This is a genomic window from Enterococcus sp. RTP21361st1_A6_RTP21361_211029 (assembly GCF_040910045.1).
Classification (GTDB): domain Bacteria; phylum Bacillota; class Bacilli; order Lactobacillales; family Enterococcaceae; genus Enterococcus_D; species Enterococcus_D gallinarum.
Map to the genome: position 1 here is coordinate 1 of NZ_JBDGBK010000007.1, position 15,052 is coordinate 15,052.

The 15,052-nt window shown below is 41.9% G+C and carries 14 protein-coding genes and 1 pseudogene; 7 read left to right on the forward strand and 8 right to left on the reverse strand.

Translation table 11 applies throughout. From position 1 onward, the window contains the following. The 3 genes and pseudogenes from AB5Z52_RS02100 to AB5Z52_RS02110 form a co-directional block, all read left to right on the forward strand. Positions 1 to 83: pseudogene (locus tag AB5Z52_RS02100) on the forward strand (IS6 family transposase); the annotation flags it as partial. Positions 84 to 140: 57 nt separating this feature from the next. Then, positions 141 to 680, forward strand: a complete 540-nt coding sequence (locus AB5Z52_RS02105) for a zinc-binding dehydrogenase (RefSeq protein WP_231130286.1) — start codon at positions 141 to 143, stop codon at positions 678 to 680. A gap of 62 nt (positions 681 to 742) precedes the next feature. Beyond that, on the forward strand, positions 743 to 1,519 hold the full coding sequence (locus AB5Z52_RS02110; RefSeq protein WP_368243500.1) for a DeoR/GlpR family DNA-binding transcription regulator: 777 nt from the start codon (positions 743 to 745) through the stop codon (positions 1,517 to 1,519). A 170-nt stretch (positions 1,520 to 1,689) separates the two neighbouring features. Here the strand turns inward: AB5Z52_RS02110 and uvrC are convergent, their stop codons facing one another. Both uvrC and AB5Z52_RS02120 read right to left on the reverse strand, forming a co-directional pair. Further along, positions 1,690 to 3,480, reverse strand: a complete 1,791-nt coding sequence (gene uvrC / locus AB5Z52_RS02115; RefSeq protein WP_003127892.1) for an excinuclease ABC subunit UvrC — start codon at positions 3,478 to 3,480, stop codon at positions 1,690 to 1,692. Positions 3,481 to 3,658: 178 nt separating this feature from the next. After that, positions 3,659 to 4,486: a LysR family transcriptional regulator gene (locus AB5Z52_RS02120; RefSeq protein WP_021150668.1), complete on the reverse strand. Its 828-nt coding sequence runs from the start codon at positions 4,484 to 4,486 to the stop codon at positions 3,659 to 3,661. A 91-nt stretch (positions 4,487 to 4,577) separates the two neighbouring features. On the opposite strand from AB5Z52_RS02120, the gene AB5Z52_RS02125 reads away from it, so the two are divergent. Then, positions 4,578 to 5,594, forward strand: a complete 1,017-nt coding sequence (locus tag AB5Z52_RS02125; protein ID WP_005469953.1) for a YeiH family protein — start codon at positions 4,578 to 4,580, stop codon at positions 5,592 to 5,594. A 201-nt stretch (positions 5,595 to 5,795) separates the two neighbouring features. Here the strand turns inward: AB5Z52_RS02125 and AB5Z52_RS02130 are convergent, their stop codons facing one another. Next, complete coding sequence (locus tag AB5Z52_RS02130) at positions 5,796 to 6,419, reverse strand: helix-turn-helix domain-containing protein (RefSeq protein ID WP_003127896.1); 624 nt, start codon at positions 6,417 to 6,419, stop codon at positions 5,796 to 5,798. Between the two features lie 201 nt (positions 6,420 to 6,620). On the opposite strand from AB5Z52_RS02130, the gene AB5Z52_RS02135 reads away from it, so the two are divergent. Beyond that, positions 6,621 to 7,076, forward strand: coding sequence for a hypothetical protein (locus tag AB5Z52_RS02135; protein WP_137264817.1), 456 nt, complete (start codon positions 6,621 to 6,623; stop codon positions 7,074 to 7,076). An 81-nt stretch (positions 7,077 to 7,157) separates the two neighbouring features. Here AB5Z52_RS02135 and AB5Z52_RS02140 read toward each other — a convergent pair whose 3' ends face one another. From AB5Z52_RS02140 to arr, 5 genes are all read right to left on the reverse strand, one after another. Then, a complete protein-coding gene (locus AB5Z52_RS02140) occupies positions 7,158 to 8,597 on the reverse strand; it encodes a 6-phospho-beta-glucosidase (protein WP_003127898.1) in 1,440 nt (479 codons plus the stop codon). 21 nt (positions 8,598 to 8,618) lie between these two features. After that, positions 8,619 to 9,929, reverse strand: a complete 1,311-nt coding sequence (locus AB5Z52_RS02145; RefSeq protein WP_003127899.1) for a PTS sugar transporter subunit IIC — start codon at positions 9,927 to 9,929, stop codon at positions 8,619 to 8,621. A gap of 251 nt (positions 9,930 to 10,180) precedes the next feature. Beyond that, positions 10,181 to 10,939 carry a MurR/RpiR family transcriptional regulator gene (locus tag AB5Z52_RS02150; RefSeq protein ID WP_137264818.1) on the reverse strand — a complete coding sequence of 253 codons (759 nt, stop codon included), beginning with the start codon at positions 10,937 to 10,939 and terminating at the stop codon, positions 10,181 to 10,183. 48 nt (positions 10,940 to 10,987) lie between these two features. Further along, on the reverse strand, positions 10,988 to 11,914 hold the full coding sequence (locus tag AB5Z52_RS02155; protein WP_005469958.1) for an ROK family protein: 927 nt from the start codon (positions 11,912 to 11,914) through the stop codon (positions 10,988 to 10,990). 121 nt (positions 11,915 to 12,035) lie between these two features. Further along, positions 12,036 to 12,455, reverse strand: coding sequence for an NAD(+)--rifampin ADP-ribosyltransferase (arr, locus tag AB5Z52_RS02160; protein ID WP_003127902.1), 420 nt, complete (start codon positions 12,453 to 12,455; stop codon positions 12,036 to 12,038). Between the two features lie 196 nt (positions 12,456 to 12,651). Here arr and AB5Z52_RS02165 point away from each other — a divergent pair, with 196 nt between their 5' ends. Next, positions 12,652 to 14,607: a transcription antiterminator gene (locus AB5Z52_RS02165; RefSeq protein ID WP_003127903.1), complete on the forward strand. Its 1,956-nt coding sequence runs from the start codon at positions 12,652 to 12,654 to the stop codon at positions 14,605 to 14,607. Next, positions 14,597 to 15,052, forward strand: coding sequence for a PTS sugar transporter subunit IIA (locus tag AB5Z52_RS02170; RefSeq protein ID WP_003127904.1), 456 nt, complete (start codon positions 14,597 to 14,599; stop codon positions 15,050 to 15,052). Before AB5Z52_RS02165 ends, AB5Z52_RS02170 begins: the two co-directional genes overlap by 11 nt.

Genomic DNA, 15,052 nt, shown 5'->3' on the forward strand with positions numbered 1-15,052 from the left:
ATAAGAAAACCCGAAAAGAAGGCACTCTCTTCGGGTTTTCGGTCTGTACTGAAATCAAGGTATTATTGGGAATCCCAGCTTAAATCATAGATACCGTAAGGGATTTTATTCTTTATTTAAAACTTTGCAACAGAACCGTTTTGATCATTGGTTCGGGACCGATTGGCATCATGCATGCGATGCTGGCACTTGCAAGAGGGGCTAGTAAAGTCATGATGAATGATTTATCAGAAGCTCGTTTGGAGGATGCTAAGGAAATAATTCCCGACTTGGTTCCATTGACCTCTGATGGATTGCAGGAAAAAGTTTTTGCTGAAACCAATGGTCAAGGGGTAGACCTGTGTATTATTGCCGCGCCGGCACCACAGGCACAAGAAGCAAGTTTCAGTTATATGGCGACAAACGGTCGCTGTCTCTTCTTTGGCGGCTTGCCAAAGGAGAAAGAGGAAGTCAAATTGAACACGAACATTCTTCATTACAAACAATTACGCGTTTTTGGTTGTACTCGTGCCAGCTTGGCAGGCTATCGAACATCCGCACAGCTAGTTGCTAGTGGCAGAATTCCGTTGAAAAAATTGATTACAAAATGTTACACAATCAATGAGTTTCCTCAGGCGCTTGAAAATGCTGTCAATGCAGTAGGTTTGAAAAATGTCATTGTCTTTGACGAATCATTTTAGTTTGATTGCTTCCATTTTCAGTTTCTTTTATAATGAAACAAAACACAAAAAGGTGATAGAAGATGGATGATCAATTGTACGCAGAGGAAAGAAAACAATCAATCGTTAAAATAGTCAATGAGAAAAACCGGATGCAAGTTGCTGAGTTGGCGGAACTTTTCAATGTGACGGGTTCAACGATCCGCAATGATTTGCGAGAACTTGAGAATGAGGGGTTAGTCACTCGAACCCACGGTGGCGTGATTAAACGTGAATTTCAACGAAGTGTTGAGACGATCCCCCAAAATCGGGCCTTTACCAATGAAAAATACCGCATCGCTGAACGTGCGGTCCGATTGATCGAAGAAAATGATATTTTGGCGATTGATACAGGAACATCTTGCCGTGCGTTTGCAGAAAAATTGATCAACAGTCCACTGAAGCATTTGACGATTTTGACCTATGATTTGGAGATTGCCTTATTGATAAGTGAGAAAACCAATTATCAAGTGCAAGTCATTGGCGGTACCATTCGAAATGGCTATCCCTATGTTTCAGGCAGTTCTGTGGCATTGGGATTAGCGGGTTTTTCCGTGGATAAAGTGATTCTAGGCACCACTTCTTTTGACAAGAATTATGGGCATTCAACTCCTAATTATGAAACGGCTGAAATGAAGAAAAGCTTGACCAATATTAGTCGGATCAAAATTGTTCTATGTGAATCCAGCAAGATCAATCAGCGGAGCTTCAAGCAATTTGCTGCACCAGATGAATGTGATTATTTGATTACAGATTCTCATATCACACAAGAGCAGAAAGCTGAACTGGATGGCTTGCGTGTCAACTTGTTGATTGCTTAGGAAAACATATCTAGATATCTGGGTAACGAATTTTGTGAAAGAGCCATCTAAGAGACAGGCCTGAAAGGGAACGAAACATTCCGCTATTCCCTTGAGAGCACGTTTATGTCTTAGTGGCCTTTCCAAACAATTCGATGATTCATTCCAGCAAAAACCACGTCCGAGTGTTTCTAGGACGTGGTTTTCTTTTGATCGGATAATTTTTCTAAAATTGTTTCGGCAACGGCTTGCGGAATGCCCGCTTGCTGGATCTCTGCCACGGAAGCTGCTTGAATGTTTTTCAGCGATTTGAAGGTTTTCATTAGCTGTTGCTTACGTTTTGGTCCTAAACCAGGAATTTCATCCAATCTTGAAGAGAAACTGTTCTTGCTGCGCAATTGTCTGTGGAAAGTAATGGCAAACCGATGAACTTCATCTTGGATTCTTTGCAGCAAAAAGAATTCGACTGAATTTCGTTCGAGCTGAATCGGCTGCAGATCATCGCCAAACAGTAACTCACTGGTTTTATGTTTATTGTTTTTGACAAGACCAGCTACTGGAATATCTAATCCTAACTGGTTATGCAAGACATCTTGTGCGGCGCCTACTTGACCTTTCCCACCATCGATGACGATCAAGTCAGGAAATGGCAATTTCTCTTTCAAAACTCGCGAGTAGCGCCGGTAGATCACTTCCTGCATCGAACCATAATCATCACCGCCTTGTGCGGTTTTGATTTTGTATTTTCGGTAATCATCTTTTGAAGGCTTGCCGTCCACAAAGACGACCATTGCAGAAACTGGATCGGTTCCCATAATGTGAGAGTTGTCAAACGCCTCGATGCGATAAGGGGCCGAAATGCCCATGGCTTCACCTAATTTTTCCACCGCACCGATGGTCCGTTCTTCTGTCCGCTCGATGAGAGCAAACTTCTGATCCAATGCGATTTGCGCGTTTTTATTGGCTAAGTCGACCAATTTTTTCTTGTCACCTCGTTGTGGCTGCAAGACTTTCGTTTTTAGCAGCACTTCTAGAGGTTCCCGTTCAATCGTTTGGGGGACAAAAATTTCTTTTGGGATGAAGTGCTCGTTCTTTTGGTAGAATTGACCGATGAATGTCAAAAAGTCTTCTTCCGCTTCGTTGTAAAAAGGAAACAAGGAGACTTCCCGCTCAATCAATTTTCCTTGGCGGATAAAGAACACTTGGACACACATCCAGCCTTTGTCCACACTGTAACCGAAGACGTCGCGATCAAGCAGATCGGTCAAAGTCATCTTTTGACGCGTCATAACGGTATCGATGGCTTGGATTTGATCGCGCAGTTCCGCAGCACGTTCAAATTCAAGGGATTCAATCGCTTCGCCCATTTTTTCCTTTAGTTCTTTTTGGATCTCAACATGGCCACCGTGGAAAAAGTGTTTGACTTGATCAACGATTTTTCGGTATTCCTTGGGATCCATGTGATGAACGTAAGGACAGACGCACTGTCCCAAATGATAGTAGAGACAAGGGCGTTTTTGCGATGCACCACATTTGCGTAATGGAAACAAGCGGTCCAAGATCCGTTTTGTTTCATTCGCTGCTCGGGCATCCGGATAAGGGCCAAAGTAAAGCGCACCATCTTTCAACACTTTGCGGGTGATGATCAATTTAGGATAGCGTTCATTCGTAACTTTGATAAATGGATAGGACTTGTCGTCCTTCAACATAATATTGTATTTTGGTTTGTTTTTTTGAATGAGATTGATTTCTAACAAAAGCGCTTCAGTATTGGATTCAGTGACGACATATTCAAAGTCGGCGATCTCCTGAACTAAGCGTTCCGTTTTCGTGTCATGACTTCCTGTAAAATAGGAACGTACACGATTTTTTAAAATCTTCGCCTTACCTACATAGATGATCGTACCATTTTTGTCTTTCATCAAGTAACAACCAGGTTGATCGGGTAAGAGAGCTAATTTGTTTTTGATCTGTTCCTTCATTTCAGGGTCCTTTCTAGGTGGTCGTTCACATCTGTTTTACTTTATAGGGGAACGCCAGAGCCCCTATTATTCTATCACAAAATAATTAAGAAACAATGAATGAGTTTTTTTACCAAAAAAATCAGTTCAATCGTAAGAAAAGATTAAGAAGTTGCCTGATGGCATCAAGAGATACCGATTATTCCTCCTGCCATTGTCGGATAAAAGAAGCGCAAGCAGCAAATTCTTTATAGGAATCGCGGGTCCGTTTGATCAAATAAAATTGGCGGCGATAACGCTCGCCTAAATCTTCATGGGGGACATCTCTAGCAGCTCGTGCAGAAATGATTGAACAGCCGAAGCCTTTCTTCAACAATGCAACGATCATCTCATTATTGGCGATTTGTAAAATAGGCGTCTGGATATTTTGCTCTTCTAGATAGCGTTTCATATAATAATAAACCCCAGAACTTTGTTCTCGCACGAGCCACGGTCCGACTGCCGGATCGCCAGCCAATACTAGCTGGTCACTCATCAATGGGTATCGCTCCACGGTAGCAGCGGATAAGGGCTTTTCAATGATCCCTAGGTCAAGCTCGTGTTGCTCTACCGCATGCAGGACAGCGGCAGAGTTCATCATCTCTACTTGAAATTGGATGTGGGGAAAGCGAGTGTATAAGCGCATCAGCAAATCCGGCAGCAAATAGATCGCAAAAGTATGGGAAACACCGATCCGGCATGGAACCAACTGTTGCGTACCTTGTTGGATCTCTTGATAGAGATGCTGCCAATCGTCCAATAAATTCAGCCCTCTTTGATAAAGCAGGTGAGCTTGTGGGGTTGCTGAAATGTTCATGCGGCCATTTCGAATGAAAAGTTGGGTGCTCAATTCTTCTTCTAATTGTTTGATATGGGCGGAGACGGTAGGTTGAGACACGAACAGCAACTCAGCGGCTTTCGAGAAATTCTGTGTTTCGTAAACGATTTTGAACGTTTCTAGTTTTTCCAGCAGTGTAATCACTTCCATTATAAAATCCTATTAAAACTATTATATCAATAAATGTTATAGATGAAAAATGCTGTGTATAATATAAGGCAGTATGAAAGGATGGACAAGAATGAATGTTGAAAAAATCAAACCCGTCAATCTGCAGCCATTTTTACCTGGCTTGTTGTTATCATTTATTGTAGCGGCTGTAGCGAAAGTCTTGGCTCTTTGGCTGCCGCAATTAGGAGGAGCGACTTTGGCGATTTTATTAGGGATCGTTCTAGGCAATACGTTCTTCAATCAAAAACAGTATGCGCAAGGAACGAAATTTGCAGAAAGTCGGCTTTTAGAATATTCGGTTGTATTGCTAGGATTTACGGTTACCTTTCAAACGATCAGTGAGATGGGGATTCGTGGTTTTGTTTTCATAGTATTGATGATGACGATCGTTATTACTGCGGCTTACTTGATTGGCAAGAAGTTGGGATTCAATCAAAAAATGAGTTTGATGATGGCAGGAGGCAATGCGGTCTGCGGTTCTTCTGCGATTGGCGCGATTGCACCAGCCATCCAAGCCGATGATGAAGAAAAAGGGCAGATCATCACACTCGTCAATTTGTTAGGAACAGTGATGATGTTGACATTGCCGTTTCTTGGTCTGGCGTTGTTTGGTTCGGATGTTTTACAAAAAAGCGCACTGTTGGGAGGAACGCTACAATCCGTAGGGCAAGTCGTAGCGGGTGCCAGCTTACTTGATGCAGAGATTGTCAAATATGCCATGCTGTTTAAGATCGCTCGGATCATTTTATTGGTCGTGGTGGTTTTGATTTTCGAACGAATGGTGTCGCAACAAAATCAATCCGCATCCGTCGTAAAACAAAAACGATCGTTGCGTATTCCTTGGTATGTTTTAGGTTTTTTGCTGATTTGTATCTTGAACAGCTTTGTTGCATTGCCAAGTTGGTTGAATGATGCTGCACATTTCATCAGTACCTGGTTTGAGACCATCGCCCTTGCAGCGATCGGCTTGCGCTTAGACTTCCGTAAATTCATGAAAGAAGGACCTAAGTTCCTTTTCTATGGACTTTCAGTCGGTTTGGTTCAAACAATTGCAGCGCTCAGCTTGATCTGGTTGCTGAAAATCTAATACAGGATAAGAAAGAGGCTGGGACAGAAGTGTTAAACTCCGAGAAATAAGGAGGAATACACGGAAATTACTTTTCAAATTTGGGGGTATTTCGACTTATTTCCGAAGGAGTTGCTTCGCCTCTCACCGTTTAGACGTGTTTAGAGCGTGGAACAAAAGTGTTTTTTACTTTTGTTCCACGCTCTATTTTTGTTGAACGCTCTAAAGCATGGCTTGCAAACTTTTTTCAGCGATTTGTTCAATCGGTAGTAGACCGTACTCTTGGCTACTAAGCAAAAGAATCGGGGTGTGTGGTACGGCTTCTTGTAGTTCTTTTAATGCAAATTGAGCTTCAGGAGTCAGGAGGATCAAATCAGCAGCTGGCGCTTTTTCTGCGACTTTTGACAAGCTGTACATCTCTACCGCAATCGGCTGCCTTTGAACAGTAAAATATTTCTGTAATTTTAACTGCAGACGTTGTGTTTGCAGTTCTCCCTCGGTTATCCAGCTGCTGACACTAAAAATCATGATCTGTTTCTCAGATGAGGACAGCTTGTCTGTTTGGATAGTGGACGGAGTTGCTGGTACTTTTTCCATCGTTTTCCCTCTTTTCTTTTTTGAGAATAAGGAAGCAAAAAAAGTTGGTTTTGTATTGCCTAAAAGAGCATCGGTTGAAATATGGAACAACTGACTTAGCTTGACTAACATATCCAAATCCGGATAACTGATATTTCGCTCCCATTTAGAAATCGTTTGCGGCGTGACATTCAATTGATTAGCCACCTCTTTTTGGGTCATCCTTTTTGCTTTGCGCAACTTTTTGATATTTTCTCCAATCTCTACCATCAGAGTAGCCTCCTTTGATTGCTAGGTGCAAGAAATGAATCGTTGAATCAGGAAATAAAGAACGTAACGATTCGTTGAATTGCTGATATATTCGCATTTTTCGTCATTTGTAAGGGGAACTAGCTGATTAAAATGACATGAAAAATTTGTAGTCTAAACCGCTTTCTTCTGCTATGATAATCGAAAAAAGGAGAAAAGGAAATGGTGAGTTCTTGGGTTGAAGGCAAAGAAGGAGTAGCGGAGCATCTAGTCTATCTAAACAAAGAAGGCAAAGAGCTGCAGAAATTGTTGGCGGGAGAAAAGAACGCCATCATCCGTGGGGCAGCAGGGGGCAAATCTCCGTTAGGTGGACGCGCAAAAGTTGGCGACCGTGTCTACTTCGTGGAAACAGGTGGCGATCTTTTAGTTACTCATCGTGGCATGATTGAGAACGTGATTGAAACGGAGAAAATGACACCTGAAGAATCACAACAATTTGTTGAGCAGCACCAATCAGAATTAAATTTATCCAAAAAACAAATGGAGCGTTGGGCAGGAAAGAAATTTTTGGCCATTTATCGAATTGCTGAACTGGAAGCGATTGAACCTTTTACGTATCAACGAGGGAAGAACATGGATGACTGGGTAATCACTTCTAGTATAGAGGAAATCAAATAAGAAACCTTAATAAAGCGACCACCTGAAAGAACAGTCTTTTAGGTAATCGCTTTTACTTTTGGGATAGTAGCAAGACTTCTGTTAAAGTTCTTCACCGTTCGTAGCGATGACCCGTTGATACCAAGCAAAGGAATCTTTTTTCAAGCGTTGCAGACTTCCGTTGCCAGCATTGTCTTTATCAACATAGATCATGCCGTAGCGTTTCTCCATTTCTCCGCTGCCGAAACTGACGATATCGATGATTCCCCAAGGAGTATAACCTAAGACGGGTACACCATCTTCTATTACTGCTTTCTCCAGTTGTTCGATGTGCTGACGTAAATAAGAGATACGATAGGGATCATGGATCGTGTTTTCTTCTGTTAATTGATCATAGGCACCAAAGCCATTCTCTACGATAAAGAGCGGCAAGTCATAACGTTGATAGATCGTGTTTAAAACATAGCGAAGTCCTACGGGATCAATTGGCCATCCCCAATCCGTCGCGGTGATATAGGGATTACGGACGATTTTTGCGTGAGGGATATCGTCGGTCGGTTGGCCTTCGACAGTTTCCAATGTCGTGATCGTTCCTGACATATAATAGCTGAAACCAATATAATCAACAGTCCCTGCCTTTAGTAAAGCCTTCTCTTCCTCACTGATTTGGATTTTGATCCCTTTTTGCTGCCAGTAAGTTTGTGCATAGGTCGGAATCTTTCCTCTGACGTGGATGTCACTATAGAAGTAACGACGTTCATTGGCTTTGACCGAAGCCATCAAATCTTCTGGTGCACAGGAATAAGGATAGATTGGGACATAAGCCATCATACAGCCGATTTGAAAGTCTGGATTGATTTTTTTCCCCTCAATGACTGCCGCCGCACTAGCGATCAGTTCGTTGACACCCGCTTGAAAGACCAGTTCTTCTTTCTTGCTTTCTTCTTCGATGATCATGGCGGAGTTTGTCCAGACATGTAATGGTTCCTGTCCGTCTGCTTGATTATTGATTTCATTGAATGTCATCCAGTAGGTGACTTTATCTTTGTAGCGTTCAAAAACGCAGGTTGCGAATTTAACGAAGAGGGGAATCACGGCTTTATTGACAAAGCCACCGTAGGTTTCATAAATCGCATAAGGCATTTCAAAATGAGACAGTGTAATGATTGGTTCGATCCCATTGTTTAATAGTTCGTCAAAAAGGTCATCATAATATTGCAGGCCTGCTTCATTGGGCTCGTCCTCTTGGCCGGTTGGAAAAATACGGCTCCAGGAGATCGATGTACGCAGACACTTTAAGCCTAACGCTTTGAATAATTGAATATCTTCTTTGTAGCGGTGATAAAAGTCGATCGCTTCGTGATTAGGATAATACACATCTTCTTTGATGCCTCTCGTGATTTCACGAGGAATCCCGTTTCCTCCAGCAGTCATCACATCAGCAATACTCATGCCGCGTCCTGCGACATTCCAAGCCCCTTCTGCTTGATGGGCAGCAATTGCGCCACCCCATAGAAAATCTTTTGGCATTTTGCTGCTCATAATTCTTTCCTCCTAAAAAAGTTACGCTTCGATTTTTTGTGAACGGTTTGAAGCAATCACGAATGGCAAGTAGATCAATACGGAAATCGCCAGACAGACCACACCAACGATTGCAGCTACTGCATTTCCGCCAGTTCCTAGGAACAAGTTGATGATTCCCGGTGTGGTCCAAGGCACACCGATTGCTGGTGTCGGCATGATCGGCCAAATGACTGTTACAAAATAACCAACTAGAATATTGACCATTGGAGTCAATATAAAGGGAATGATCATAATCGGATTCAAGACGATCGGTAACCCGAAGATAATCGGTTCGTTGATCTGAAAGATTCCTGGAACAAGTGACATCTTAGCGATCTCCCGTTGTTCTGGTCGCTTCGAGGCGATGAAAATGGCAATGATCAGCCCTAACGTCATTCCCGTTCCGCCCATATTAGCAAACATGTCGTTCAAAACGCCCCACGTTTCTTTGTAAGGTACATCCCACAAGGAACCGCCTTGATTGATGAAATCCAAGTTGGCTAAATCTTGTTCTGTAAAAATTGCTGAACGAACGGCATTCAATGTATTTGGTCCGTGAATCCCGATGGAGAAGAGCAGTGTTTGTAAGAAAGCTAAAATCAAGACACCAACGACATTTCCTCCTAAATCACGCAACGGACTTTGGATCCCTTTGTAGATCAATTCATTGATGCCCTCTGGCGCAATCATCAGTACTAGGAAATTGATCAATGCGGTAACTGCTACGATGATCACGATAGGAATCATTCCAGAAAACGAACGGGAAACTGCCGGCGGTACCATATCGGGCATTTTGATCTGTAATCGTTTGACTTTGAATAGTTTCGGCAAGAATTCTCCTACCAGACAAGCAACGATCATGGCGACGAATAAGCCTTGTGCGCCTAAATATTGGGTGGAGATGGCATTGACACCGTCAACTGAGAAAGAAGTCGGATATAAAATCATAAACGCAGCTACACTTGTCAAACCAACTAGTGTCGCATCTGCATCAAAGTGTTTTGCTAGCAGTTGGGCAACCAGATAAGCAATGAATACGCTCATGATATTGATGGTTCCGTTAGCAACAGATGCCAGTACTTGCTGGGCACTTTCTAAATTGGGAAAGATTTTTGAGAGTTGAAATAATTGCACGATAAAACTATCGTTGGAAAATAAGATATTGTTGACCAAAATAACTAATGAAGAAGAAATCGTCAACGGGAAAATCAACATAAATGCATCACGAATCGCTGCGACGTGTCGCTGGTTATTCAATCTGGTGGCAATTGGTACCAAGGACCGGTCTAGTAGATCATTAAATTTTTGCATAACAGTAACACCTTTCTCTATTTGATGGACTTATTATAGCGAAAGGTTGCCTGAAAAAGTAAACGCATTCGTTTTTAGAATCAAATTCTGTGAGGAAGAAATTTATTCCACAGTCGGAACAAGTGGTTACAAAAAACAGAAAGCAGCAAGACAAACGCTTGATTGCAGCCACTAGTCAGAAAACTGCTGCTGTAAAGCGAGTGTTCTGGCTAGGGCGTTCTTCGTTGTCTGGTACTTTCTGTGCTCGTTCATCATTGAGGGGTAGGTTCATCTTGTAAATAACCAATCAGTGTTTCCACGATGGCGATGGCTGGAAGCTGGCTAGTCAGATCGAGGAAGATGTCTTTGCGCTCTTCTTTGACTGCGTATTCGATCGAGTAGTCACATAAATGGGCAAGAGAACTCTCTTTATTTCTCGTAATACAATATTTTTGGGCAATCGCTTTATTAGCTAATCCAGTAATGACTTCGATCAATTCTTTTGTTTCACCAGAAACACTCAAGAAAACCAGAACGTTTTTTTGATCGGCTCGTAAGAAGCTGCGGATCGGGTAAGTCAATTCATCGATGCTGATGCAGAAGTAGCCGATATTTGCGAGCTTGCGGGCGACATACTGTGCAATTGCGCCAGACGCCCCCATCCCCATAAATAAAATACAGTCCGCATCTCGCAGTGTTTGCGCCATCTTCTTGATTTGGTATTCGACATCGGGATGGAAAATCGTCATGTTCAATCCACGGATGCGTTCTTCAAGGGATAACTGTTTTTGATGTTCTTCATAATGGACTTTTTCTAAATGGGTCTTGATATAAAAGCGAAATTCAGGAAAGGAATCGAATCCCACTTTTTGAACAAAACGAAAGACAGAAGTGGAAGAAACATGGGCATCATCTGCAATATCCCGTACTCGCATATAAGGGATTTTTTCTAAATTATTGACAACAAAGCGATAGATCTCTTGTTCGACTGAAGACAATTTGTTTAAGTTCAAATGCTGAAAAACGGCCATAAATGTTCCTCGCTATCCCATAAGAGTATATGACGAGTATACCATGATTTAGCGAGTGAGTTGCTGATGAATCTGATAAACTGCACCAATTAATCCGGCGTCATTTTGCAATTTGGCAGGCAGCACAGGAGCAATCGTTTTTCCCCGCAAATAGTTGATGGCAGCGTGTTGTGTTTCGACAGTTGTTAATGTCTGTTGCAGTCGTTCAAAGAAATATGGGTTGGCACTGATACCACCGCCAATCAGAATGGCTTCTGGATCGAAACAGCTGATCAAATTGATCAACCCGACGGACAAATCTGTCAGGAACTGTTGGGTCACTGTTTCTGCTAATGTTTCTCCCATCTGTGCGCGCTGAAAAATTTCTCGAGCATCTGTCGTCGCTTGAAATCCTGCCAGCTGACCGCCTTTTTGATTGTAGATCCGAACGAGCCCATCAACGACAGCAGCTTTACGATTGATCGAAACTTCCTCACTATTACCTGTAGAAGGCAAGGCGTCTATCACCATCCAGCCAAATTCTCCTGCCATGCCGTGGGCACCGCGATACACTTGATCATTGATTACGATCCCTCCGCCTACACCAGTTCCTAAGACGAGGCAAAGGTAATTGGAGAAGGATTGGGCATTGCCGATCCATTTCTCTGCGATGGCGGCTGCATTGGCATCATTCTCGACAGAAACTGTTAAACCACAGCATTCTTCTAATGTGGTTTTGAAATTCTCGCCGTACAATGGTTTGATGGCGCCAGCTGTCAGCATCAAACCGTCTTTTTGCACGATGCCCGGCGCACTGATCCCAATCCCGGCGATCGGATAGCGACTTTTAGCTTCATTAATAATTGTGATTAAATTTTGATAGAAAGACTGGGGATCGTAGTTTGTCGGAAGCATATTTTTTTCCAGAATTGCTCCTGTTTCATCAAGAACCCCGTATTTGATCGTTGTGCCGCCAATATCAAATCCTACATACATCGTTATTCCTACTTTCTTCTTTTAATCAGTGTCTTTTCTGCATTGTAGCATGGCACTTGTTGGAATATTTTTCTTTTCGACGGCCAGAAACAAGGGTGGCGTTTGCGTGCTAAGAAAACTGTCAATCAATGATTTCGGCTTTTCCATCTTCTGTTAGTTGCTGCAGGTGGGATAACATCTGTTGAATCACTTCTTCCGAATGCCGTTCCCATGCCCCTAATTCTGCGACGACTTTCAGCGGAGAGGCAGAACGGTAGGAACGGGTCGGATTACCAGGGAATCGCTTATCGGTCAAGTTCGGGTCATTTTCAAAAGGCCCAGTCGGTTCAACCAAATAAATTCTTTCTTGCCCAGTTCCTTTGGCTAATTCGGCTCCCCATTTGGCTGCATCCAATGTTGCGGTGAAGTAAATGTAGTTTGAGATCCGACCGGCTTCAAAGTTGGATTCTTTTTTTGGTTCCAGTAATTCGCCTAATTGTAATGATGCTTTTGTTCCGTGGAAAAAAGGTCCTCGGTCTAATGAATCGTTTGTGTGCTCCATTTGGTTCATCCTTTCTATCATTCATTGTTTTACTTAGCATACAAGAATCCCTCCAGATTGAAAAGCTGTTTGTCTAGTGGTGGAATGGTCACTATGTGATACAATTACCAGATTAATGTGGTAATCAGATATTATTTACTATTATGCGCTGATTCCCTAATATATAGTTAAGGAAGCGCTTCCTGGAGGTGGTCAAATGGATTTGAGTAAAAGAGAGAAAGTGTTGTTGCAATTGCTGCTGACACAAAAAGAGTTCAGACCAGCCGCTTTTTTTCAAGAACAGCTCTATGTTTCTTTAAAAACAGTCTATACAGATTTGGCGAGTCTGGAAGAAAAAATCAAGCCTTACGGGTTGACCATTGCTCGTTTGCCTAGAAGAGGGGTCAAGCTTGAAGGGAATCCCACTGCAAGGGAAAAAGGCTACAAACTCATCGTTACTGAAGGTAAAATCGTTGACGAATATTCTCCTGAATATCGTAAATTGTTTATCTTTGCAAATTATTTCTTCTCGAAAAAGCCAATGCATTACCAAGGATTTGCAGAATATTTCTACGTTAGTTATCAGTCGATCAAAAAAGATGTAGATGAATTATTCGCTTTTTGTCAGAAGAAAAAAGTTCGTGCGTCAATGTCTGCAAAAGGGTTGAAGCTAGAGGAGGAAGAATCTGTTCAACAAGCAACTTTCAAATCTTTTCTTGAAAAACATACAGATTCTGCAAGATTGGATCACTCTGCCATTCAGACATTGTTTGATCCGAAGATCGTTACCTTGACTACAGCACTGATTTCAGAAATATCCTTAACACTTGGTCGCCAACTCAATAGTTATTTTGTGGAATCCTTGACGGTATCGTTGGAAATTTTTCTTTCACGGATTTGTCTAGGAAGACATTTGGAACAGCAAGAGAATTTGGGATTTGAGAAATTAAAACAGATGAAACTGTATATGGTTGCTGTTTCCTTTGCAGAACGGATTGAAAGTGAACTAGCTGTTTCCCTAGCAGAGACAGATATCCAATACATTTGTTCATTGCTTTTAGCTCATGGAATTGAGCCGTATATGCAGATTACGGAAAAAAGAGAAGCCAACGTGATCGAAACAACGGAAGAAATGATCGAGAAGATGTCCCGTTTGCTAGATACTGATTTGACACAAGATAACTTATTGTTGCAAGCACTGCTTTCGCATATTGTCCCTATGATCCATCGTCTGAAAAATGGCATGTTAGTCAAAAATCCTTTGTTGCGATTGATCAAGAAGCAATACTCGACCATGTTTACATTAACGAAATATGCGATTGGCGGACTAGAAAAAAACTTTGCACTCTTCTTGACAGAAGATGAAGTGTCATTTCTAACGATTCATTTTCAACTCGCTTTTGAAAAAATCAAAGTCACAAAGCATGTGCTGATCGTTTGCAGCTCTGGATTAGCCACTTCTGAGCTGATCTTTAACCGGATCAAACAAACGATTTCTGCTACGACAGTTTTAGAGATCATCAGTGCAGAGAAATTAGCCAGTACATCACTAGAATTAGTGGATTTGATCATTTCAACTGTTCCGTTGGAGGAAGTGTCACCCCCTGTTCTCTATGTTTCACCATTACCGACAACTGAAGAAATTGCCATGATTTCGGCAAATCTTTCAAACCTGAATGAAAATGAAAAGAAACTGCATTCATCCAAATACCAATCATCAGAGCTATTGCAGAAATATCTAGATCCGGCATTTTTGTACATTAACCAACCGTTTAACACCAAAAAAGACGTCTTAGATTTTCTTGCAGAGAGTTATTTGAGCCATCATTTAGTCACCAACGATTTTAAGCAGTCACTTTATGCACGAGAAGAATTAGGCAGTACCGGATTAAAGACAGGCGTAGCGATTCCGCATGCCGATCCGCAGACTGTCAAAACAACAAAACTAGCATTTGTTACACTACCTAAAGCCATAAAATGGGGAGATACGGAAGTTCAATTAGTCGTTCTCTTGGCAATCGCTGAAAAAAATATGTCAGAAGCAAAAGAATTGATTGCATCTATTTACGATTTATTCAACTCTCCTGAAGAAATACGATGGGTGGTTAGCAGTAAAAATCGAGAAGAACTTTATCGTAAACTTGTAAAAGGAGGGACCCCGAATGTTTTTTGACCAGCAAATTGCTTTATTAAACAAAGAAGTAGAATCTAAAGAAGCAGCATTTCGGCTACTTACAGAGGAATTTTTAAAGAATGAATGTGTGACAGAGGCGTATCTTGACAACGTGATTAAAAGAGAGGCGGTTTTTCCAACCGGTCTGATGATCAATGGGATTGGCGTGGCGATTCCTCATACAGATAGTCAGTATGTCAAGAGATCGCAAGTTGGCTTTCTTTCATTGACAGATCCATTGCCATTCATTGAAATGGGAACAAGGGACAAAGAAATTTCAGTTTCATTAATCTTTATGTTGGCATTAAAGGAGCCGCACGAACAATTACAAATGCTGCAAAACTTGATCGAAATGTTTCAAAAAAATGGTGTGTTGGAAAAGTTAAGAGACATCCATGATGTTGAGGAATATCGGATGATTTTGCAACAGTATGGATTGGAATAA